Origin of the sequence: Mesorhizobium sp. M7A.F.Ca.MR.148.00.0.0, from assembly GCF_003997735.1 — a bacterium.
Lineage (GTDB): Bacteria > Pseudomonadota > Alphaproteobacteria > Rhizobiales > Rhizobiaceae > Mesorhizobium.
In genome coordinates, this window is sequence record NZ_RZTB01000031.1 from 1 (window position 1) to 23,188 (window position 23,188).

Below are 23,188 nucleotides of genomic sequence, written 5' to 3' on the forward strand. Positions count from 1 at the left end.
CTATCTGACGGCCGGAATGACAGGCATCCTGATCGGCCATGACATTCTGGACTCGATGCTGATGGTCTTCCTGGTGAGCGGAACATATCTCGCCTCCGGCCGCCAGGTTCCGTTGTTGGAAGAGCAGGCACCTGCGCCAGTAATGGAAGCGCGAGTAGTCAGCAAAGAGCTGTTTCGGGCAAGGCCATGAAGGTTCTGGTCACGGGCGCGACAGGTTTCATCGGGCGTCTTGTCGTGCGCCACCTTCGCGAAGCCGGTGCCGAGCTTCGCCTCGCCTCCCGCCATCCCGAGAGGCTGGGTTCGGAGAACGAGACTGTGCCGATGCCCGGCTTCGATGCGCCGGCCGCCGCCTTCCTGGAACTGACCCGGCATATAACTGACGTCGTCCATTGCGCCGGCCTCAACAATGATCAGGGAAATGCAACCGAAGCCGATTACCAGGCGGCCAATGTGGAACTGAGCGCAAGGCTGGCGCATGCAGCGGCCGCCCAGATAAGCGGACGTTTCATCCATCTCTCCTCGATCCGAGCGGTGATCGGCGCGCATGTCAGCGCAACGATCGACGAGGACACGCTTCCTGCCCCACAATGCGCCTATGGACGCTCGAAGCGCGAAGGCGAGATCAAGGTTTTGGACGCCTACGCGTTACACGGCCGCTCGGACGCCGCCGTGTTGCGCCTGCCTCCGGTTTATGGAAGCGGCATGAGGGGGAATCTGGCAACGCTGATGCGCCTTGCCGATACGCCGCTGCCGCTGCCGACGGGTGCCTTGACCGGAATCCGCTCGCTGATGTCTTCCGAGGCCGCGGTGCGAGCAGTGTCGCACCTGCTCAGCCATTCCGGACCGCTTCGCCCGATCTATGTCGGCGCAGATGTGCCGCCGGTCGCCGTCGAGGCCATCATCGCCGCCTTTCGCAGAGGTTTGGGGCGGCGTGAGCGCCTGATGGCTGTGCCGGCCGGTCTGATACGGCCGGTCGTGGCCGCGCTCGGCAGGCGGGCGTTCTGGGACAGCCTGACCGCGACACAGATATGCGACCCCGCCCTGCTGGTATCGCAGGGGTGGACGCCTGAAGCCCGCACGGTCGAGCGGCTGGCCGAGCTGGCGCGGCTCGGTAGATCCTGACTTTCTTGCTTGACATGATCTTTCCCAAAAACCGGCTTCCACTTTTTGGGATCATGGTCTGCGGTAGAGCGTTCCAAACAGTATCCGAAGATCGAGCCAGAACGACGCAGTGCGGAGGTAGGCAGCATCCGTTTCGGCCAAAAGCTCCGGGTTCGACATGTCGATGCCCCTGATCTGGTCCAGGCCGGTTATGCCCGGCAGCGCTGCCAAAACCCCCAGCCGCCTGCGACACTCGATCAACTCCGTTTGGGTCGGCAGGCAGGGGCGCGGCCCGACCAGGCTCATTTCGCCCTTCAGGACGTTCCAGAATTGCGGCAGCTCGTCGAGCTTGAACTTCCGTAAGACCTTCCCGACCGATGTCACGGAATCCGCCGGCGCCTCATGCGAGGGTAGCGACGGCGTCCCGACATACATGGTGCGCAACTTGTGGCAGCGGAAAAGCCGACCGTCACGGCCGACCCGCACCTGCGAAAAAATAGCCGGGCCCGGCGACGATGCCCGAACGGCAAGGACGGTGAGCGCCAAGACAGGAGATGTGGCCACCAGCAGCAGAGCCGCACCGGCAACATCGAAGATTTGCTTGGCTGCCTTCATGAACGGCCGATAGTGCTCCCTGCCGAAGTCCCGAGGCAACGCCGCAGGCCAATGCCGTCAATCCGATCGACGTAGCATGAGCCGATCTCCTGACCAAGCGTGCCACGCAGCCGTGCCAATGTTCAGATGCGCCCCAGGATGAAAGCGAGATAGAGCCCCAGGGTTCCGGAAACGGTCTGCCTATAGACGCCGCTTTGGCGCAAGCCTGCCAAGCGGCGGGAAAGGCCACCGTTGCGCCCGCGGGTGAAAAGGTCGAGGCACGCCGTCGCGTCCTCGGTCAGTAGGTCGCGATTGACGGCGAGACCGTCGAGGTTGAGGTCCGTCCAGCCGGCGAATTCCCCCTTGAACAGGCGGCCAAGCCGAGAGAACCTTGCTTTCCAGGACACGTTGGCGCCGACCAGGTTCGCCGCGTGCTGCCGGTAGCGCACCAGCGGCCGCGGATCGTAGCGGACGATGCCGCCGGCGGCGGTCACGATGAGATAGGCCCACCAGTCATGGCTGACGAACCCGGTCCTCGTGGAGGCCCTGGCCAGCAGGTCGCGTGCCGCCGCGTTGAGCAGGATTGTGTTGCCGCCGGCGATGCTTTGCACAAGCGCATTGCGAAAGGTTGGCGGCCGGGCAAACAGCGGCGAATGGCCGACAAGGCTTCCTGTTTCCGTCATGGTCGCGGTTCGCGAACAAAACATCAGCGGGGTTTTCGCATCCTGGGTCCGCATCCAGCTGATAGCGCTCTCCAGCCTGTCGGGCTCCCAGATATCGTCCTGGTCGCAGAAGGCATAGCAGTCCGCCTCGATGCGTCGGTCGACGATCATGGAGCGGAAATTGGCGGCGAAGCCTTGCCGCGGCCCCTCCACCAGCGTCATCCGACCCTTGGGCCGCCAGCGGGATTTCCATGTCTCGATGATGGCGGTCGTGCCATCGGTGGAGCCATCGTCTGAAATCCACAGGTCGACCAGAGGGTGCGACTGCGCAAACAGGGATTGCAGCTGCTCCTCGATGAAGGTAGCGCCGTCTTTCGTGCCCATCAGGACCGCGATGCGCAGATCATCTTTGCTCACGAGCAAGATCGCTTTCTGAATTCTGAACCGGGCCTAGCTCGCCTGCCCCGCCGTTTTCGGGATCGCGTCTTGCCTCGCACTTGCCCTGGCCTTCTTGGCGCGGTCGAGACCTGCCAATGCGGCGAGCGCGGCAGCCTTGTCCTGGTTTTTCGCCGACTGCTGCAGGGCCGAGAGCGCGACCTGGACATCCGACCATTCCACGACGTCCGTGCTGAGGCCGAAAACCTTCGAGATGCCGAGTTCGACGAGTTCCTCGTCTTCGCCATGCAGCGTTTCGTGAAGTTTTTCGCCCGGCCTGATGCCGGTGAACCGGATCGCGATGTCCTTGTATGGGCTCTTTCCGGACAAGCGGATCATCGTTTCGGCCACTTCAAGGATCGGCACCGGCTTGCCCATGTCAAGCATATAGACGGCATAATCGTCTCCGCTCTGCCGCGACGCGGCATCGGTCGCCGACATGATGACGAGATCGACGGCTTCGGCCACGGTCATGAAATAGCGCGTCATGCGCCGGTCGGTGATGGTGACGGGCCCCCCAGCCTCGATCTGCGCCTGGAATATGGTCGCCACCGAACCATTGCTGCCGAAGACATTGCCGAACCGCACTGCAATGAACTTGGTGGCCGTGAGGCGCCCGCCCGTCTCGCCTGCCGGCATGCCGTGCAAGGCACTGATGATCTGTTCGGCGGCCCGCTTCGTCATGCCAAGCACCGATGAGGGATCCACCGCCTTGTCGCTCGATATCAGGACAAATTGCGCAACCCCGCACTTGGCGGCAACCTCGGCACAGACGAGCGTTCCGAAAATGTTGGTCTGGATGGCTGAATCCCAGTTCTCCTCGAGCAGCGGAACATGCTTGAGCGCCGCGGCGTGAAAGATGATGTCCGGCCGGAATTCCGTGACGACACGCATTATCTGGCGCCGGTCCGCGACATCGACGATGCGGACCTTGAGGCGGTCGTGGTCCTTCTCGTCAACATACTGGCTCAACTGGAAAATGCCGAACTCGGAGTTGTCGGCGACCAGCACCGCCTCGGCTCCCAGTTCCAGCGACCGCTTGACCAGCGTCTGGCCGATAGAACCGGCACCGCCGGTTACCAGAACGCGTTTGCCGCTGACAAAGGCGCCGATGCGCTGGATGTCGGACGCGACCGCCGGACGGCGCAGGATCGTTTCCATCTCGACGGTGTCGAGAACCAGCTTTCCGTGCTGTTCCAACTCCGAAAGGCCTGAGAACTGCACCACATTTATGTCGCCGTGCCGGGCAATGCGCACGAGTTCCGAATAGTCCTCGATTTCGTGCTCGGCGCCGCTGCCGAAAATCAGCAAGTCCAGGCTTTTGGTGCCGGTCGCATAGTCTTCCAGGACATCGATCAGGCGCGGCATGGTCGCCACCACGGGAACACCTTGAATCCGCGTGCCCAACGGGGCGCCGCGCTCGGTCGCCATGATGCCCGCGATGGAATAGTCCGCCGGTTGCGCCGTGCGCGTGAAGCGAATGATCAGGTCGGCCTCGCCGAGCCGGCCGACGAACAGAGCGCGCTTGGCCTGCCTGATGTCGGTCTTGCGGCTCAGAATCCCCCAGCTCGCGCCGTCACGCAGGAAGCGGTAGAACAGCCGGGGTGCCGATATGATGGTGAAGGAGACAAGGAAGAAGACGATGAACTGACGCTCGTTGAGCCCCGCCACCGGCCGGTAAAACCGCAGCAGCAGCGACGCCACATAAAGAGTGAACGTCAAGATCGCGCAGCTCTTCAGGATGTTGAAAAAGTCCGGCGTCGAGGCGAAGCGCCAGACGGTGGTGTAGAGGCCACTGTAGCGGAACAGCAAATGACTGATGACGACGATGCCCGCCCATGTCGCCAGACCCTCCTCGGAGAGCGCGTCGAACGAAAGATTCGACCGCGAAAGCACCAGGCTGAGCGCCACGGCGACCAGGACCATGACCACGTCCTGGACCATGATGAAGGCGCGCCGCATCTGTGGCCTGAGCCCGAACACAGCTTCGAGGTGGGAATTCATTGGACGGCACTAGACTCCAGGCTCAAGGGCATCGACACCAGCGAGGTGCGAACACGAAGTTACTTCGCGACCAATCACCTTGCTCAAGTGCTATCCCCGGCCCCCGCCGTCCTGTATCGCATACTTCGGGGGCGGGGGCATAGCTAGAGGTTTTTTTTCGGACAAGAGGCTTCCAGTGGAGAACATGGATCATGCTCGGGCGATTGCCGTAAAGCTAACATTATCAAACGCTAATAGATAAGCCACGCAGCATCAGCATGCGCTCAGTTTTGCCGCAGTTGACTCTGCTCCCCACCTCGTTACGACGCAATGCGTTGCCATATGCCCATCGAAATGGCTATTAGAGACGGGCTTGGTGGTTCGCTATGGCCAGCGAAGAATAATGCGCCAGAACAACGGATTGCGATACTCCCAGCTATGATTGCGGCACTAAACGGCGCTTTTGACGACATCTCAAAGGCCATGAGATTACACCGGGTCTGGATCGCGCTTGCCCACGAGGACATCGGCGATCAGCACAGACGCACGACGCTCGGCCCGCTTTGGATGCTGGTCAATTATTTCGCTTTCGTCGGCACTTTTGTCTTTGTTTTCGTGACCACAGACGCCAGCAACCCAAGCTATATAGCCTATGTAGCCATCGGCATGCTGGTCTGGTTCTATCTCACCGAAACCATCACCATGAGCGTGTCGCTCTTCCAGCGAGAAGCGAGCTTCATTCAAGGCACGACGCTGCCGTTGTTCGTCTATGTGATGCGATTGACGATGCAATGCATCATCAGGGCTGCTTATTCGTTGGCGGGTTGCGTTCTTGTTCTGCTGCTGGGCGGTTACGGAATCAGCACGAATTGGCTGCTATCGCTGCTGGGTCTGCTGCTCATCATCCTGGCAACGCCTGCATTCGTAACGGTTTTTGCGTTCTTGGGCGCTTTCTTTCCCGATAGTGAGTTCATCGTCGGGAATCTGATGCGGGTCGGCATGTTCTTCACGCCGGTCTTCTGGGTCTATAGCGGCCAGGAAGGCGTCCAAAAGTATGCCTATCATTGGAATCCCTTCACCTATTTCCTGGAGGGCGTGCGTGAGCCGATCACGGCCGGCATATTTCCGACGCATGCATTGGCCGTGGCTGGTTACATCAGTCTCGGCCTATGGGCTCTTGCGCTGCTGTTGCTGGGCCGTTATCGCAAACGCATCGTTTTCCTGATCTGAGTTCCATGACATCCATCCAACTGAACAATGTCAGCCTCGTTTATCGTCTGTTCGAAAAATTGACACTTTCGGCGCCTGGCCGGCGTCGCAGCGCTCTTGGCGGCAACATAGCCAAGTCGGGCACCAAGCAGGTCGTGCAGGCGCTCGACGATGTCAGCTTCGAACTCAAGGCAGGCGACCGGTTGGGCCTTGTCGGCCCGAATGGCGCCGGCAAGACGACGCTGCTCAAGGTTCTATATGGAATCTATCAGCCGTCGGGTGGCACGATATCGATCGCGGGCAAGGTCGATGCCCTTTTCAACATCAACATAGGGTTTCGCCCCGAGGCCACCGGGCGCAGGAACATCGTGCTGAGAGGATTGATCAGTGGCTGGACGGCGGCCGAGATCGAAGAGAAGATGGAAGAAATAATCGATTTCAGCGAACTGGGCGACTTCATCGACCTGCCGTTCAAGGCGTACAGCCAGGGCATGGCGGCGCGCTTGGCATTTGCGGCGGCGACCACGCTCGAGCCCGAAATTCTGCTGATGGATGAATGGATTGGCGCCGGCGACGCATCGTTCCAGGAAAAAGCCAAACAACGGATGAACCAACTGGCGGAAAAGGCCGGCATCATCGTATTGGCCAGCCACGACGAAGCGCTCATCGAGCGCGTTTGCACGAAGAAAATGACGCTTCGAGCTGGGCGGATCGAGTCCCTGGTTTAAAAGCCGCCTCGCGATCAATTGGCTTCATATCCAAGTTCTTCAGGTCCATGCCGTGGATGGCAGCGCCGGTCTTAAGAAAAAAAGAAGAGGGTGGATTGTCAAAGCTTATCATCCAGATCCCATGCTTGAATGAGGAGGGGACACTCGCCGTCACGCTTGCTGATCTCCCACGTCAGGTCGAGGGTTTCGACCAGGTAGAGTGGCTCGTGATCGACGATGGCTCCACTGATCGCACAGTGGACGTTGCCCGGGAAAACGGGGTGGATCACGTGGTCTCGCTGCCCCACAATCAGGGGCTTGCCAAAGCCTTCATGACCGGCATTGAGACGGCGTTGAAGCTCGGCGCCGATGTTATTGTCAACACAGATGCCGACAACCAATACGATGCCTCCTGCATTCCCGATCTCGTCCGCCCGATATTGGAGAAAAAGGCCCTGATCGTCGTCGGCGCAAGGCCGATCAGCGAGATAGAGCATTTTTCACCCGTCAAGAAATTTCTGCAAAAGCTTGGAAGCCTGGCCGTCAAGGTTGCCAGCGGCACGACGGTTCCCGACGCGCCGAGCGGTTTCCGTGCCATCCACCGCGACGCGGCGATACAGCTCAACGTCTTCAACCGCTACACCTATACGCTGGAAACGATCATCCAGGCGGGCCGCAGGAACATTCCGATCACCTCCGTGCCGATCCGCGTGAACGGCGATCTCCGGCCCTCGCGGCTGGTCAAGAGCATACCAAGCTATGTGCGGCGCTCCCTGATAACGGTCGTGAGGATCTTTGTCGTCTATAGCCCGCTGCGCTTCTTTTCGGTGTGTGCGGCCATAATCGCCACGCCGGGTTTGATCATGATCGCCCGGTTCCTTTTCCACTACCTGAGGGGCGAAGGCAGCGGCAACATTCAGTCGCTGGTTCTCTCCAGCGCCTTGCTTGCCCTGGCTGGCATCCTCGCCATGAGCGGTATCCTTTCCGAACTGATCGCGGTTAACAGGCAGATCCTCGAAGAAATCAGGATCAGGCAACTGCAACAGGAACATCGGGAAAATGCATTGATCCGCTCGCTTTCGATAGATCGCGAAGGTTCCAAGGTTCAGGCAGGTAAAATAAGCGGAATAGTGTAGATGAACGAAGCGCGAGCAGCCTACGATAACGTTCCGGGCAATTACTACGACAAATACAATACCCGGAATCCGATCGCACGATATCTCATGGATGGCTTTCTGAGCAGTTTCGATATGTTGACGGCGAAGACAGGCGTCCGCAACGCTTACGAGGTCGGCTGCGGCGAGGGAAATTTGTCCATTCGCCTTCATGATCGGGGGTGGAATGTTCGCGGCAGCGACCTGGAATCCGTCAGTGTTTCGGAGGCTAATGAGCAATGCACGAAGCGTGGGCTGGAGCCAATATTTGAAACACGCTCGCTTTTCGACCTGACACCCGAAGTCGCTTCGGCCGAACTGGTGATCTGTTGCGAAGTTCTCGAGCACATCCCAGATACCGAACAAGCCCTTGCGATACTCAAATCGCTTGCCAAACCTTACCTTCTAGTCAGCGTGCCACGCGAGCCTGTCTGGCGGGCACTTAACATGGCCAGAGGTAAATACATCTCAAGCCTTGGAAATACGCCAGGCCATATCCAGCACTGGTCGTCCGCATCGTTCATCAACCTGTTGGGCAAATCGCTGGAGGTCGTGGAGGTCCTCAAGCCGCTCCCTTGGACCATGGCCCTTTGCCGTTGTGACTGAGACAATGCAGACGGCACCATCAGCCAAAAGCAGAAAGCTGAATTCAATAATTCGCGCCGGGGGTATGATTGTCAGCCTTGCCGCGCTTGTCTTCGTCGGATTGGCGATCCATCGCTCCTTCGGCGACCTGCAACGACAACTCATCTCACCACTTTTTCTGATCGCCATACCGGGCTGCGCCCTCGCCTATGCCGTCATCCTGCAACTGGTCGGCATCGCCTGGTATCGCTTCCTGGTTGCCGTTGACGGGCCGTCGCTTGGGCTGGGTCGTGCGCTTGGTATTTTTGGGAAGACGCAGATCTACAAATACCTGCCGAGCAACGTGATGCATATGGTTGGCCGGTTTGCCCTCGCCCGCAATGCCGGAGCATCGAACAAGGCGCTTGCCTTTGCCCAGATAGGGGAATTGTCCATCATCGTCCTTGCCGCAGGAACGTTGGCCGCCTTGCTGGCATGGCGGGTTTTCCAGGATGCCTATGCGCACTATGGTCTCGATAACCCTAGATTGCTTGCGGGAATAATCGCCGCCGGGCTTTTGGCGCTTGCCGTCGGGACAGCGCTTTTGTTTCGCTTCAGGATCGCCGGCATCGGGAGAAGAGCGCTAATCGTCTCTACCGAAGCCTTTCTTCTCTATGCACTGTTTTTCATCGGCAATGGATTGCTGATCGTTGCGCTTTCCAGAACCCTGGACGATGCGGGGCATGTGGCCGAGCTGGTCGGCATAGGAGCGGCTGCCTGGCTCATTGGCTTTGCCGTTCCGGGAGCGCCGGGTGGGCTTGGGGTGCGTGAAGCCGTTCTGATCATGGGGCTTACCGCCGCGGGCCTGCCGCCTCCGGCAGCCACCGCGGTTGCTCTCGGCAACCGGCTCGTCACCGTTCTCGGAGACTGCCTGGTCGCCCTTGTGGAATTGATATTGCAAAAGGGGAAGAGCGCATGAACACGCGAATGGGGGAAGCGCCCGTGCAAGGCAATTATTTGCCATGACAGATCCATTGCTGCGATACATCATTTCGGTTGCGCTTCTTGTCATTCTTGTGCTGGGTGTCGCACGTGCGCATCCTTTTTTCGACAGTGCTAAATGGCGCCCTTGGAGTAACGAAACGTGACGGCGTACCGAGACAAACTTGAAGCGGCTACGCCATGGATAGTGTTGTGGTTTGTTTTCACATCCTATTACCTATGGTGGTCATCGTTCGTCACGGCGGTCGAGCACCCCGACGAGCCGTACCACATGATGTACATCATGGATGTATTCAATGGGCGCCTGATACCAAACTACTCAAACGGAGCTAGCGCGTCATATCTTGAGCATCCAGCACTTTATTATACTCTTCTGGGAAAATTTTCCGCTATACTCTCAATAATCGGCGTCGAAATACAAATCTCACTTCAAATAGAAAATTATATCATCGGCTTAGCAACTATATCGGCCTTATTTTTATTTTCTAGGGTTATCGCATCGAGCCCCCTTGCAGCGTTAGTTGCAACGATATGCGCTATGACCATCCCCTACCTCATGTACCTTTTCACTGGTATAAACAACGACAATCTGGCGACTTTTCTGGTGGTCGTTGTCGCCTGTCTTAGCGCTAAGTTCTACGTCACAAGAGATCCTCGCTTCTTCGGGCTGGCTGTTTCAGCAGCCCTGATTGTCGCCTTGGTCAAGGTGACTGCGCTTGTCCAAGCCGGTGCGATCTTGTTACCTGGCGCCTTCGTCCTGCTACGGGGGCGAGGCATCCAAGCTGTCGTCGATGTGTTCAAGATGCCCTCCGTGCTGATGGCGTTGGTCGTTGGGCTCGGGTATTATCTGACAATCCTGGCGGTGTACGGCGAGCCGTTTCCAACGCCAGTTGACTTTTTCGAGATGGCTCTCCGTGCAGCCCCTGCAATGTTCGTTCAAGACCGGATGACATTGTTGCAGTATCTTGATAAATTTTGGATCGATATGACTGTCCAGTCTTCTGGAATTTACTCACATGTCGTCTATAAATATACGACATCAGGACTCAGCTTTTGGCCTTTGACTTATCTGTTTAGCTTTACTGTTGTTTCCGGTGGAGTTCTGTTCAAGCAATTCAAATTGACCGCGATATCGCTGCTTCTGGCTCTTATAATTTTTGCAGTACTCCACATAGCAACTATGTACGGCGCGCATCTAGAGACTGGATATACCGGAGGGATGCAATTCCGCTACTACTTGCCGCTTCTGACCCTGTTCATCGCTGCAGCCATCGGCGGAGTGTCGTGGATCCCATTGCCGAAATCGGCAGCAGCAAGTCTGGCGGTATTGATACTCTTCGCCTTTGTCACCCACGACGGGCGACTATATACGATGCCGGCATTCATCGACGCGAGAACTCTACCAGCCCCCAGTAAAGATACGTCAAACTAGCATCGAGGACCAATGGACATTCTTGACAAATATGTTGCAACTGCGCCAAGCGCCCACGATGCAGTTGATATTTTCAAAAGCGAATGGTCGTCCAAATCTCCAGCGACGGCCGATGCCACAACAGCCCCCGGGAGCGCGCCGCCCCCTTTGAAGACTCACGTATCGACTGGCTTTCGAAAACCGTTGAGGGATTTTTCCGGCAAGCGCATCCTGGAACTCGGACCGATGGAAGCGGGACATGCTTACTTGATGTATCAAGCAGGGGCGGAATCGATACTCGCGGTCGAAGCCAATCGCGATCCTATCTGAAATGCTTTTGCGTGAAGGAAGTCTTCGACCTTCTCCCTCGGGCTGTTGCGAAAAATGACAAGCGCCATGACTAACAAGAACCGTGAACACAAAATAGCAGTACTTGTTCCTTGCTACAACGAGGAGCTGACTATTGCTGACGTAATTCATGACTTCAAATCACACCTACCCGCAGCCGATGTGTACGTTTATGACAATAATTCGAGTGATGACACCTATAACGCGTCTGTTCGCTCAGGAGCGATTGTACGCAAAGAAAAAAACCAGGGAAAAGGAAACGTGGTTAGGCGAATGTTCAGCGATATTGAGGCGGACATCTATATTTTAGTCGATGGGGACGGCACTTATGACGCGTCTGTAGCCCAACGCCTAATTGATGAGCTCTGTTCCGGCCCCTACGACATGGTAAATGTCGCGCGTGTGGCTGAGAATTCCGACGCATATAGAAGCGGCCATGAATGGGGGAACAAGCTCCTAACCGGCCTCGTTCGACGAATTTTCGGCGCAGCAACCACCGACATGCTATCTGGATACAAGGCGTTTTCGCGGCGCTATGCTAAATCGTTTCCCGCCCTATCGACCGGGTTTGAGATTGAAACCGAACTTGTGGTGCATGCGCTCGATCTCCGCTTACCCCAATCAGAGATCACAGCCCCGTACCGCGAACGACCAACTGGTTCTGCGAGCAAGTTGCGGACCTACAGTGATGGCTTACGAATACTGCGCTTGATCGGTTTCCTCGTAAAGGAGGAGCGGCCGCTTGCCTTCTTCTCTATTGTGGCGGGTATCTTGGCGATGCTCTCTCTGCTCATTGGCGCGTCTGTCATCATCGAGTTTATGGAAACCGGCCTCGTACCCCGTTTGCCGACAGCGGTTCTTGCGACGGGCATCATGGTGTCCGCGCTGCTCTCGTTATCCAGCGGCTTCATTCTTGACACCGTTACGCGCGGCCGGCGCGAGGCGAAGCGCTTGGCCTACCTCCGATATCCGGCGCCATGATTCACAGTAGGCGCGTCGAGGCAAAACACATGAGGCAGCGCATCAGAAAGCTTCCCGATTTCCTCGGCGTGGGGGCTCTTGGGTTCATAGTCGATGCTACCGTATTCTTCGGGTTGACACTGATTTTTTCCACTCAATACTGGCGCGCGCGGATCATTGCCTCCATTGTCGCAATCGCCACAACATGGGCGATCAATCGAGTTGCTACTTTCTCGGCATGGCGCGTCTATACCGCGTTTGCCGAGTTTTTGCGTTACCTGGTTGCGAGCTCTGTCGGAGCGGGAGCCAACCTTGCCGTAATGTCCGCAATTGCTCCCCACGACGCGAGTCTACGGCACGTTCCTGCCTATTGTGCGGGCGCAGCCGTTGGCCTGGTGGTCAATTTTCTTCTCTACAACATGTTTGTCTTTCCCGGCAACAGGAAGGCGTAACGGTGCACGCGATAAATAATGGAGAGGATGTCGTGAATAAGACGAACGATAATGGAGGGAATATTGACTCTATTTACTACAGAGATGGCGTGAATAATTCATTTTCGATGCGCCTTCTAAAACGCGCCCGTATGGCGATGATGAATTTGTTCATGGAAGAGCTATCACCAGGCAGCACTTCCAGCATCCTGGATATTGGCGTCTCCGACGACGAGAATGACGGGGCCAATTTCCTCGAGAAACACTATCCGTGGCAACACAATATCACGTGCGTCGGCCTGGGCGACGGGAAGCAGGTCGTCTCCAACTACCCAAAAGTCCATTTCAAACAAATACGCGCTGGAGAACGGTTGCCCTTCGATGATCAAAGCTTTGACATCGCGTGTTCCAACGCGGTAATAGAGCATGTTGGAGGGCCTGCACAGAGGACCGAGTTTATCTCCGAACATCTAAGGGTGGCAAAAAAAGTTTTTATTGCCTTTCCTAATCGTTGGTTTCCTGTTGAGCATCACACAGGTCTTCCGTTTCTGCACTACACGCCCCGGCTCTTTCGGACACTGCTGAATGGAACCAGATATTCGTACTGGACGCACCCAGAAAATATGGACTTTTTGGATGGCCGATCTATTATGAAAGACTGGCCCAAATCAGGGAGAAGTCCGGCTGCAATAGTTAACACCGGTATTCCTCTAGGTCTTTTTAGCTCCAATTGTGCCGTTATCGTACGATAGCTGAAGATACTTGCGGTATATGGAACCCATTCCGGCGGGAAGAGATTTGATGACTGGGACCACTGTGGAGTTACAGAGATGGAGCTTGCTTGGGTTCAGTTGGACTGAGGCGCAAACCGCGCGGGTACTCCTGATTTCGCTTCTTGCAGTTGCTGTTGTCTATGTCGGATTGGCGCTCACGCCGTCGCACTATGCGATGGGCCTGCAATATCTTGGCTCGCATGCAAGGCCCTTGCTTCTGTCAGCGCGCCCCATTCGATCGGACGAATGGATCGTCCTAACGCCGCTATTTCAAACTGCCGTCCGCGGCGGCTTTTCGACCTTCAACCAGATTTCCCCTTATCATGAGTCTCTGAAAGGGTTCTGGGCTTTGCCTATTCTGGATTGGTCTCTTGTCTTCAAGCCGCAGCTTTGGGGCTTTTGGGTCTTGCCGCCGGCCTATGCTTATTCTCTATATTTTGCCGTGCTTTGGACGGCGTTTTTAGCTGGTTACACCATCCTTTTGCGGCAATTTGGTGCCGATCTGTGGATCGCAGTGTTCGGTGCCGGCTGTCTTTTCTGCTCCCATTTGGTGCAGGTGTGGTGGACATCACACGGTGCAACATTTGCGATCGCTCCCTGGCCGCTAATAGCATTTCTGCTTCCGATTCGTCCGTGGCTGAAATTACCGCTTCTTTTCTGGACCTGCGCTGTCTGGGTGTTCGGTTTCGTCTACCCCCCCTTCATGATCCCTGCGGCGTTTGCACTGGGAATACTGCTCCTGGCCTTCCGACGCGATATGATCACTCCTGCGAATATTGCTGTCGCAGTTTCGGCGATTGCTTGCCTTGGTATCAGTTTTGTTTTGTATTTCAGCGATCTCATTCAGATTATGCAGGCGACTGTCTATCCTGGCCAAAGGGAGATATCGGGCGGTGGCGTTGACGAAATGAGGTTGCTTGCCTATCTCTTTCCTTTTTTTACGACGGTGCGCTTCTCGCCGCTTCTCGCGACCAACGAATGCGAGGTTGCAGTTGTTTCGACGCTCCTGCCTCTGACCGTGCTCGTTTTTGTCAGCTATCGGTCATTGGCTGAAACCTTGAGAAACAACTTCGTCTCTTTTGGGGTGGTCGGGCTAGGTTTGATTTTGATGCTGGCGTGGATGACACTGCCGATACCTTCCAGTATTGGGAGGATCCTGCTCTGGAACAAAGTTCAACCTGGGCGTATGGTCTGGGGATTTGGATTGCTTTTTACCATATCTATAATTGTTGCCGCATCTAGATGCACGTTTGTAATTTCGAAAGAGAGAATTGCGTTTTTTCTAGCAATTATGGTATCGACTTGGTTTCTGTCAAAGGTAGGGTTTACTTGGATTCCGGGGTATTCATATGAAAAAAACCCTAGCGCCTTGATGCGTGGATACTTCGAATGGATTGCAATCGTTCCATTTGTTTTGAGCGCCGGGTATGTCTGGTACCTCGGTCAGCAGACAAGAAACAATGGGCGGATATTATTTGGCTCTGCATTTGTCTCTGGCGCGATTACGTTCGGTTTGTTCAATCCTTTTCAGCAGGCCTTTCCGATTTTCGACATTCCGGAAACGCCTTTTCTGACCGCGCTTCGCGAGCAGGCAAAAACCAACCCTAACGGATGGGCCGTCATGCCTGGTATGTATGGCGCCCTATTCTCTGGCGCGGGTGTGCCGGCAATCAATCACACGCTCACTGCACCGCAGCTTTCGTTCTTCCGGCGAGTGTTTCCCTCAATGCCTGAAGCAGCGTTTAATAATGCATTCAACCGGTACGCACACATCATTCCAACTGACGTGCCGGAACCTCGCTCGCCTTCGCCCGATCAAGCTTGGGTTCCGATCAAGGCGTTTACAACCAAAATACCAGGCTAGTCTAGCGCGACTGATCAAGAGCCGAGGGTTAAGAGCGTACAACCGATGGCCGTGAGCGGGCGAAATTCAGCCAGCAGAGCCATAGTTATTCTTTCCGACATCAGCCTAGCGAGAAATCTTCGCGCGTTTTTGTCAAATTCGGCGAATAGAAAGGATCACGCTCGATGATTTCTTTCCATCGTCCTTGCATATAGGCAACCTCACCATGGAAGCGTGCCATTTTTTCCGGAGCAGCATCAATGCCGCGTGAGACGCTTTCGAGATGATAAAGCTCGGCATAGGGCGTCCAGACGTTTGAATAGCCGGCTGCCCCCACTTTCAGACAAAGATCCACATCATTGAAGGCGACCGTCAGGTCGATCTCATTGAGGCCCCCTACTTCTTCAAACACGCTTTTGCGGATCAGGAGACAGGCTGCGGTGACAGCGGAGAGGTTCTGCAGGACCTTTAGCCTGCTAAAATACCCCGGATGATGGCGGGGGAAATACTTATGCGAATGATTTGCAATACCGCCCAATCCAACAATCACCCCGCCATGCTGAATCGTGTCATTAGCATAATAGAGCTTGGCGCCGACGCAACCCACATCCGGCTGAGCGGCCCAGGAGACCATTTCCGTCAGCCAGCCCGGCGAGATCACCTCGATGTCGTTGTTGACGAAGCCGATGATCGACCCCTTCGCTTCCCTTACGGCGAAATTGTTGATCGCGGAATAGTTGAACGGCTTGTCGTAACGGAGCACACGAACATTCTTCGCATTCTTCAGCTCGCTGAAATAAGCAAGCGTTTCCTCCTCCACCGAGCCGTTGTCGACCACCAGAATCTCGTAATTCCGGTAGGTGGTCTTTTCGCGGATGGACTCCACACAATTGCGAAGGAGCTCGACCTTGTCGCGCGTTGGAACGATGAGGCTCACAAACGGCTGCGGTTCGGGGACGAAAAAGTGAAGGCGGTAACTGGCTGTGCCGGGACCTTCCTCAGCTTTCGCCGGAATATTCATGCGTTCGACATGTTCTTCCAGCGCACGCAACCCGGCCACATAGGCGTAGCTCTTTTGCGAACCATCGAGCGCCGTCGAGCCTTCCACCGCGCGCCAGTGGTAGAGCACTTTCGGAATGTGCCGAATTCTCTCAGGAGCAATGCGCTCGAAGACGCGCAGATTGAGGTCATAGTCCTGGCTGCCCTCGAAGCCGGGGCGCCAGCCGCCGACGGCGCGGATATTTTCCGCCCGGTGCACGGTGAGGTGATTCAGATAGTTCTGTGAGCGGAAAAGCTCCCGCGAGAAATCCGGCTTGAAACAGGGGTCATAGCGCCTGCCTTCCGCATCGATCTTGTCTTCGTCGCTGTAGATCAGTTCTGCATCAGGATGACGATCGACTTCCAGCACGATTTCGGCCAGCGCATGCGGACGGAGAAGATCGTCGTGGTCGAGCAATGCGACCCACTCACCGGTGACCAGTTCCAACGCAGAATTGGATGCATGCGAGATATGGCCGTTCTTGTCGCGAAGAACGATTTTGATGCGCGGATCGCGTTTCGCATATTCGTTCAAAACGCGCCGCATATACGGTTTCGTCGAGCAATCGTCCGCTATGCACAACTCCCAGTTCTCATAGACCTGGGCGCGGACGCTGTCGATCGCTTCCCGCAAGAGCTTCTCCGGGGTGTTGTAGACCGGCATCAGCACTGAAATAAGCGGCTTGTTCTCCAACTGGGTCAATCGTTGCCTCAAATCCGCAACGTCGTGTTCCGTTGGCGTATCGTTGAGCGCGATCCACCTCTCATAGGTAACGCTGCCCGGTGGACCTAGCACTTCCTTCGACCGGAGCATGGCCGCAAATCCCCGAAGGCCGCCTTGCCTCAAGATTGTTACGCCACGAGCCGCAGACCGCACGAGCGCGCCAGGGTTTTTCACCTGGCGGGCGACGACTCTCCCAATGAGGGACGCATAATATTCAATCCGGCCGAGCCGACGCAGCCGCACACGGCCAATAGCAATCTTGACACAGCCTTCACCCGGATCGACACGCAGTTTTTGAGCACCGGCATCAAGCGAAAACACGGCCACGGCCGGACTCTTGCCATTCGAACGAAACCGCAGATCGATCCGCTCAAATTCGTTGTAGCCCTTGCCGCTGTCGATATAGAGGTGCGCGTTAGTCAACGCGTCCGTTTCAGCCGGGACGTGTACGCTGAGCCTGTAGTGTCCGGGGAGCAATGGCTGGGAACCGGGCCAGAGGAGTTCGAACTGCGGATCATCGCCTGTTATTGTCCACTCCGTCGCCCCCTTGCCCAAGGGCACGCCTTCCAGGTGATGAAGTGCGTTGAGCGTAATGGTCCGTCCGGCATAAAGAATTGCGTCAGTTAGGGGTGACACAAGCCTCTTCCACACCGATCGGTATCGCCAGGTCCGGCTGCTGTGAACCAATTCGATTTCGTGATTCAACAGGGCCATCTGCCGGTCGCGTTCCTGCAGCTTATGTTCGAGCGCTGCGATATGCTCGTCCTTTGCCGCGAGACTGGTGTGGGCCGACTCCAGCGCTTGCGTGGCCGCGCGGAGATGCTCGCGCTCGACCGTCAGCGCAGCAATCTCACCGGAATAGGCCTCGATGCGTGCTTCCTGGCTTACCACCAACGCCCTGTTGATTTCGATTTCCGCTTCCATGGTCGTCGTCTTCAGCGACCATGGGTTTCCGGTTTGGTCAGTCGCCTTGCTCCTCGTCTCGTCGAGAGCAACCATGCCCTGGTCGGCGAGCGCGACCTGCCCGTGCACGCTGCGCGCACCCAGGACGTTTTCGGGAATTGGCAGCTTCGTTACAATGCAAAGCGAGTTCAAGAACTCGACGGAATGAACCGATGCGAGAGAAGCTTCGTTGAATGCGACTTGGTGCCTGTCGGCGAAAGTCGCCAAGGCATCGACCCGACGGCGATCCAGCCCCCAATGCTCATGGTTGACGACATCAAGCAGGCGCTTGAAAAACGACATCGAGGAAAGCGGATCGTACAGACCGCCCTCGAACTCCTGCCAATAACTGCAATGCAGATCTTCGGCGATGTACATGCCCCCTTCGGAAAGGTGGGGGAAATATCGCGCGAACGAGCGTATTATATCCGAAGACAGGTGCGATCCGTCATCAATGATAATATCGAATTTTTTCGACCGCGAAACGATATCGCGCTCGACTTCATCAGTGTTGGCATCACCTATGGATATCTCGATCCTCTTGTCGTCGAAAACAAGATTTCCGCAGTCTGAATTTATATCGCAGCCAAGAACAAGTTCCGCATTGGGAAAATATTTCTGCCATATCTCCAGGGAGCCGCCGTTCTGAACTCCGATTTCCAGGATTCGAACCGGCCTGTCTCGATACTCTGAAAAAATATGGTCATAGGTGCTGAGATAGATCGACCATTTATCCGACACTTTGCCGCGATGCGCGTCGTACAGGTCACGAAGTGAAACGAATGGTTCCTGCTTTGCGGGCCGAGCATCGCGCTGTTTGGCTAATTGCTGCTGTTCCGACTTCTGCCGATGAAACACGCGGAGACGGCAATCAATTTCAGGGAAAAAAGCGTCGCCAAAAGTTCGTGAAACAGATTCGAACTCTGCTCTGATCCGATCAAGAATTTCTATTGCAACTGCATCAGTATCATCGGACCTGAGCGCTATCAGTGCGGTATAAGCGTCTTTGACCCAGTCAATGATGCGCAAGTCTGCGTCGAGCACCTCAGTGCTGGCGGTAAAGTGCTGATTGTCGGTAGCGAAATGCTCAGACAGCAGGGACTGCCATTTCACGTCGGGTACCGGCCAGTCTAGGCTGAGAGTAGCAGTGATCCCGTCGATACCCTGTCGCCAGTCATCAAGCAGACTCTCGTAAGACAACAAGATGCGTGACCGACCCCTAGTTGCGCGCTCGGCTTCCAATTCGTGGCGAAGCCAAAGAAGCGAACTGAAGCCCATCGTGAAACCGTTTCGGTTCGCCAGGGAAGCGATCACAGCCAACGGATTGCGGTCTATCAGCACATACCGAACATCGATGCGCATGCGCCTCAAGATCTCCGCATAAAGCGGTACGAAACGTGAGATACGCGGCTCCTTGAGCACAAAAAAGGGCGCGCTGCCGTATTCCTCGTCGATCAGCCGCGCGATCTCTGCTTTGTAGAAGCGCAGACGCTGCGCGCCGAGATCGTTGGGATCGAAGGATCGCCAATCATCCCAGCTGCTTCCAGCTTCAGCCAGCATCTGGTCGTGGAGCGCAATGAGACGCTCCGGCTCCCAGTGACCCGTTGGATTGGATAGATTGGCGCCCAGCATGTTCTTAGGCAGTTCCGCGCCAAGCAGATTGATCGCCCTCGTCAGCGCGCTGGTGCCCGAGCGATGCATGCCGAGCACCATGATGCAGGTGCGTTTGGCTGCTTTCGGCTTTGCCTTGCGTGCCTTCGGCTCGTCGACGGGCGCGGCATCGCGCGTGTTTTCCGCTGAAGGGTGCTTGTTCATGCCGTCAATGCCTGTTTCGGCTCACCGGCTAGCAGCCGGCGCACCACCGCTTCCGTCGATTGCCGCCAGTCCGGTGCATTCCAGCCGAACGCCGCGGCGAATTTCGCGCTCGATAGCCGGGAATTGGCGGGGCGGCGCGCCTTGGTTGGGTAGTCCATCGTAGCGATGTCCCGTACCCGCGCCCAGGGACCACCCAACACGCGGCTTGTGTCGAGGATATGGCGGGCAAAGCCGCTCCAGTTGGCCTCGCCGGTTCCGGCCAGATGATAGATGCCGGATGCGGCGGCGCCCTCGTGCAGCCGTGCCGCCGCATGCAGGATCGCGTCGGCGATATCAAGTGCCGATGTCGGATTTCCCCACTGATCGGCCACCACCGCGATCTCGTCGCGGTCGGCGGCCAGCCGCAGCATGGTTTTGACGAAATTCTTGCCGAACGGGCTGTAGACCCATGCCGTGCGCAGGATCAGATGGTGCGGATTGGCTGATGCAACCGCCTGCTCGCCGGCAAGCTTGGAGGCGCCATAGACGCTGCGCGGTGCGGTGGCGTCGGTCTCGACATAGGCGGCGTCCTTGGTGCCGTCGAAGACATAGTCGGTCGAAAGATGGATGACGGGAACGCCCAGGCGGCTTGCTGCTTGCGCCACCTTGCCGGCGCCGGCGGCGTTCACCGCGAATGCCAGATCGGGCTCGTCCTCGGCCTGATCCACCGCCGTGTAGGCGGCAGCCGACACGACGATATCAGGCTTCGCGGCCGCGATGGCTTCGATCACCGTGTCGGGTCTTGCGAGGTCGAGTTGCGGACGGCCAATGGCGATGACCTCAACGCCGGCGGCCGCCTGGCCGGCCTCCAGAAGGCTCGCCGCGACCTGTCCGTCGCGTCCGGTGACAACCAGCCTCACGCCGCCCCCTTGCGTGCTTCGCCCAGCCGTTCACCGGCATAGCGCTGCTCGCGGATCGGTCCCCACCACCATTTGTTGTCGAGAAACCAGTCGACCGTCTTGGCGAGGCCGCTGTCGAAATTCTCATTGGGCGCCCAGCCCAGGTCCCGGCCTATCTTCGAGGCGTCGATGGCATAGCGGCGATCGTGACCGGGGCGGTCGGTGACGAAGGAAATCAGGTCGCGATAGCTCTTGCCCCCTGCCCGCGGCCGCCTGCCGTCGAGCAGATCGCAGATCGTCTCGACGACGCCAAGGTTGGTCCGCTCGGAATTGCCGCCGACATTGTAGCTTTCGCCCGGCAGTCCCCTGGTCGCGACAAGTTCCAGCGCGCGTGCGTGATCCTCGACGAACAGCCAGTCGCGCACATTGGCGCCGGCGCCATAGACCGGCAGCGGCTTTTCATCGAGCGCATTGAGGATGACCAGCGGGATCAGCTTTTCGGGAAAGTGATAGGGTCCGTAATTGTTCGAGCAATTGGAAAGCACGACCGGCAGGCCATAGGTTTCGTGCCAGGCCCGCACCAGATGATCCGAGGCCGCCTTCGAGGCGGAATAGGGCGAGGATGGCGCGTAGGGCGTTTCCTCGACGAACATGCCGCCGTCGAAGGGAAGATCGCCGAACACCTCGTCGGTCGAGACATGATGGAAGCGGAAATGGCTCTTCCGGTCTTCGGGCAGGCCGCGCCAGTACTCCAGCGCGGCATTGAGCATCTTGTAGGTGCCGACGATGTTGGTCTCGATAAAGGTGCCCGGCCCATCGATCGAGCGGTCGACATGGCTCTCGGCGGCAAGGTTCATGACGATGTCGATATCGTCGCGCCGGAGGATGTCGAGCACGGCCCTTTCGTCGCAGATGTCGGCCTGCGCGAAGCGATAATTGTGTGCGTTCTCGATCGGCCGCAGCGAGGCCAGATTTCCCGCATAGGTAAGCTTGTCGAGATTGGTCACCCGATAGGCCGGGTTGGCGCATAGATGCCGGCACACCGCCGAACCGATAAAGCCAGCACCGCCCGTCACCAGAAAATTCATGCCGCTGTCCTCACGTAACCCATCAGGCGAACACCTCGGCGGCGGCCAGCAGCGGCGCCTTGAGGTCCTTGTCCGAGAGCTGGAACCCGCCGGCCAATGACGGCCATTCGATGCCGATGGCGGGATCGTCGAAACGGACCGACCGATCATGCGCCTGCGAATAGGTGTCGGTCACCTTGTACAGGACCTCGGTGTCAGGCACGAGCGTCACGAAGCCGTGCGCGAAGCCTTTCGGCACCAGAATCTGGTTGCCCTTTTCGGCCGACACTTCGAGAGCGACCCATTTTCCGAAGGTTTTCGAACCGCGGCGAATGTCGACCGCGACATCGAGAATGCTGCCCCGGATGACGCGCAGCAGCTTGTCCTGGGCGCGCGGCGCAAGCTGATAGTGAAGCCCTCGCAAGACGCCCGCCGCGGCGGAATAGGAATGATTGTCCTGCACGAAAGCCAGGTCTATGCCGGCCTGCGAAAAGCACTCGGCATTGTAGGTTTCCACGAAGAAGCCGCGCGCGTCGCCATGTCGCTTCGGCACGATTTCCAGCACGCCATCGATGCCAAGGGGCCTGACCTCCAACACCTAGCCCTCCGACAGGTCGACGACACGCCGGCGCAGATAGGCGGCATATTCATTCTTGCCCAGGCGATCGGCGCGACGCAGAACCTGGTCCACTGTCAGCCAACCCTGTTCAAAGGCGATCTCTTCGGGACAAGCGACCTTGATGCCCTGGCGGTGCTCGATGGTGCGCACGAATGACGAGGCCTCATGCAGGCTGTCATGCGTGCCGGTGTCGAGCCAGGCATAGCCGCGCCCCAACCGATGCACATGCAACTGGCCGCGCTCGAGGTAGACGTTGTTGACCGCCGTGATCTCGAGTTCGCCACGCGCCGAGGGACGGATGGCAGGGGCGATGTCGACGACGTCGTTGTCATAGAAGTAAAGGCCGGTGACCGCCCAGTTGGATTTCGGCACCTTCGGCTTTTCCTCGATCGTCAGCGCCGTTCCCGTGGCCTTGTCGAAGGAAACCACGCCATAACGCTGGGGATCCTCGACATGATAGGCGAACACCGAAGCGCCCTTTTCGCGCGAGGCAGCGTCGCGGCAAAGCTGCGACAGCCCGTCGCCGAAATAGATGTTGTCGCCGAGGATCATCGACACGTTGTCCTTGCCGATGAAATTGCGGCCGATGATGAAGGCCTCCGCCAGCCCGTTGGGCTGCGGTTGCCCGGCATAGGACAGGTCGAGGCCGAACTCCGATCCATCGCCAAGCAGATCGCGAAAAACCGGCAGGTCACGCGGCGTCGAAATGATCAGAATTTCCCGGATACCCGCGAGCATCAGAACGCTCAGCGGATAATAGATCATCGGCTTGTCGTATATCGGCAGAATTTGCTTAGAGACTGCTAATGTTAGTGGATAAAGACGCGTTCCACTGCCTCCAGCAAGGATAATTCCTTTCAAGAAGCTCTCCTTGACATGCCTGAACCCCCCGGCCCCAGCCGACCGTGCTTAGGTTCCATGCAATGGC

At 57.3% G+C, this 23,188-nt stretch carries 20 protein-coding genes and 1 pseudogene; 13 read left to right on the forward strand and 8 right to left on the reverse strand.

The window, feature by feature from the left end:
- Together EOB49_RS14575 and EOB49_RS14580 are read left to right on the forward strand one after the other, a co-directional pair.
- Nucleotides 1-190 (forward strand): annotated as a pseudogene (locus EOB49_RS14575) (O-antigen ligase family protein); the annotation flags it as partial.
- Nucleotides 187-1,122 carry an NAD-dependent epimerase/dehydratase family protein gene (locus tag EOB49_RS14580; protein ID WP_127381352.1) on the forward strand — a complete coding sequence of 312 codons (936 nt, stop codon included), beginning with the start codon at nt 187-189 and terminating at the stop codon, nt 1,120-1,122. The pseudogene EOB49_RS14575 and the gene EOB49_RS14580, both read left to right, overlap by 4 nt.
- A 51-nt stretch (nt 1,123-1,173) precedes the next feature.
- Here EOB49_RS14580 and EOB49_RS14585 read toward each other — a convergent pair whose 3' ends face one another.
- The 3 genes from EOB49_RS14585 to EOB49_RS14595 all read right to left on the reverse strand — a co-directional run bounded on the left by EOB49_RS14585 (nt 1,174) and on the right by EOB49_RS14595 (nt 4,796).
- Nucleotides 1,174-1,716: a sugar transferase gene (locus EOB49_RS14585; RefSeq protein ID WP_127381353.1), complete on the reverse strand. Its 543-nt coding sequence runs from the start codon at nt 1,714-1,716 to the stop codon at nt 1,174-1,176.
- Nucleotides 1,717-1,838: 122 nt separating this feature from the next.
- A complete protein-coding gene (locus EOB49_RS14590; RefSeq protein WP_127381354.1) occupies nt 1,839-2,774 on the reverse strand; it encodes a glycosyltransferase family 2 protein in 936 nt (311 codons plus the stop codon).
- 33 nt (nt 2,775-2,807) lie between these two features.
- Nucleotides 2,808-4,796, reverse strand: coding sequence for a nucleoside-diphosphate sugar epimerase/dehydratase (locus EOB49_RS14595; protein WP_164781675.1), 1,989 nt, complete (start codon nt 4,794-4,796; stop codon nt 2,808-2,810).
- Between the two features lie 321 nt (nt 4,797-5,117).
- Between EOB49_RS14595 and EOB49_RS14600 the strand changes: the two genes are divergently transcribed.
- The 11 genes from EOB49_RS14600 to EOB49_RS14650 all read left to right on the forward strand — a co-directional run bounded on the left by EOB49_RS14600 (nt 5,118) and on the right by EOB49_RS14650 (nt 15,198).
- Entirely contained in the window at nt 5,118-6,005 is an 888-nt protein-coding gene (locus tag EOB49_RS14600; protein WP_245469315.1) for an ABC transporter permease, read from the forward strand.
- A 134-nt stretch (nt 6,006-6,139) separates the two neighbouring features.
- A complete protein-coding gene (locus EOB49_RS14605) occupies nt 6,140-6,712 on the forward strand; it encodes an ATP-binding cassette domain-containing protein (protein ID WP_245472701.1) in 573 nt (190 codons plus the stop codon).
- Between the two features lie 56 nt (nt 6,713-6,768).
- Entirely contained in the window at nt 6,769-7,827 is a 1,059-nt protein-coding gene (locus tag EOB49_RS14610; protein WP_164781676.1) for a glycosyltransferase family 2 protein, read from the forward strand.
- Nucleotides 7,828-8,451, forward strand: coding sequence for a methyltransferase domain-containing protein (locus EOB49_RS14615; RefSeq protein WP_127381356.1), 624 nt, complete (start codon nt 7,828-7,830; stop codon nt 8,449-8,451).
- A gap of 64 nt (nt 8,452-8,515) precedes the next feature.
- A complete protein-coding gene (locus tag EOB49_RS14620) occupies nt 8,516-9,388 on the forward strand; it encodes a lysylphosphatidylglycerol synthase domain-containing protein (protein ID WP_164781677.1) in 873 nt (290 codons plus the stop codon).
- A 294-nt stretch (nt 9,389-9,682) separates the two neighbouring features.
- Nucleotides 9,683-10,843: a hypothetical protein gene (locus EOB49_RS14625; RefSeq protein WP_127381358.1), complete on the forward strand. Its 1,161-nt coding sequence runs from the start codon at nt 9,683-9,685 to the stop codon at nt 10,841-10,843.
- 12 nt (nt 10,844-10,855) lie between these two features.
- Nucleotides 10,856-11,152, forward strand: a complete 297-nt coding sequence (locus EOB49_RS14630; RefSeq protein ID WP_127381359.1) for a hypothetical protein — start codon at nt 10,856-10,858, stop codon at nt 11,150-11,152.
- A gap of 66 nt (nt 11,153-11,218) precedes the next feature.
- Nucleotides 11,219-12,151, forward strand: a complete 933-nt coding sequence (locus EOB49_RS14635; protein ID WP_127381360.1) for a glycosyltransferase — start codon at nt 11,219-11,221, stop codon at nt 12,149-12,151.
- A 29-nt stretch (nt 12,152-12,180) separates the two neighbouring features.
- Nucleotides 12,181-12,582 carry a GtrA family protein gene (locus EOB49_RS14640; RefSeq protein WP_164781678.1) on the forward strand — a complete coding sequence of 134 codons (402 nt, stop codon included), beginning with the start codon at nt 12,181-12,183 and terminating at the stop codon, nt 12,580-12,582.
- Nucleotides 12,583-12,614: 32 nt separating this feature from the next.
- The gene (locus EOB49_RS14645) at nt 12,615-13,313 is read left to right on the forward strand and encodes a methyltransferase domain-containing protein (protein WP_127381362.1); all 699 of its coding nucleotides are present in this window, start codon (nt 12,615-12,617) and stop codon (nt 13,311-13,313) included.
- A 49-nt stretch (nt 13,314-13,362) separates the two neighbouring features.
- Entirely contained in the window at nt 13,363-15,198 is a 1,836-nt protein-coding gene (locus EOB49_RS14650; protein WP_127381363.1) for a hypothetical protein, read from the forward strand.
- A 100-nt stretch (nt 15,199-15,298) separates the two neighbouring features.
- Here the strand turns inward: EOB49_RS14650 and EOB49_RS14655 are convergent, their stop codons facing one another.
- From EOB49_RS14655 to rfbA, 5 genes are read right to left on the reverse strand one after another with little or no spacing between them, the layout of a single operon-like run.
- Nucleotides 15,299-19,696: a glycosyltransferase gene (locus EOB49_RS14655; RefSeq protein WP_127381364.1), complete on the reverse strand. Its 4,398-nt coding sequence runs from the start codon at nt 19,694-19,696 to the stop codon at nt 15,299-15,301.
- Entirely contained in the window at nt 19,693-20,595 is a 903-nt protein-coding gene (gene rfbD / locus EOB49_RS14660) for a dTDP-4-dehydrorhamnose reductase (protein ID WP_127268902.1), read from the reverse strand. The genes EOB49_RS14655 and rfbD overlap by 4 nt, the downstream gene beginning before the upstream one ends.
- On the reverse strand, nt 20,592-21,662 hold the full coding sequence (gene rfbB / locus EOB49_RS14665; protein WP_127322062.1) for a dTDP-glucose 4,6-dehydratase: 1,071 nt from the start codon (nt 21,660-21,662) through the stop codon (nt 20,592-20,594). The genes rfbD and rfbB overlap by 4 nt, the downstream gene beginning before the upstream one ends.
- A 22-nt stretch (nt 21,663-21,684) precedes the next feature.
- Complete coding sequence (gene rfbC, locus EOB49_RS14670; RefSeq protein ID WP_127381365.1) at nt 21,685-22,239, reverse strand: dTDP-4-dehydrorhamnose 3,5-epimerase; 555 nt, start codon at nt 22,237-22,239, stop codon at nt 21,685-21,687.
- Nucleotides 22,240-23,121, reverse strand: a complete 882-nt coding sequence (gene rfbA / locus EOB49_RS14675; RefSeq protein ID WP_127381366.1) for a glucose-1-phosphate thymidylyltransferase RfbA — start codon at nt 23,119-23,121, stop codon at nt 22,240-22,242. It lies immediately after the preceding gene.
- Between the last annotated feature and the right edge of the window lie 67 nt (nt 23,122-23,188).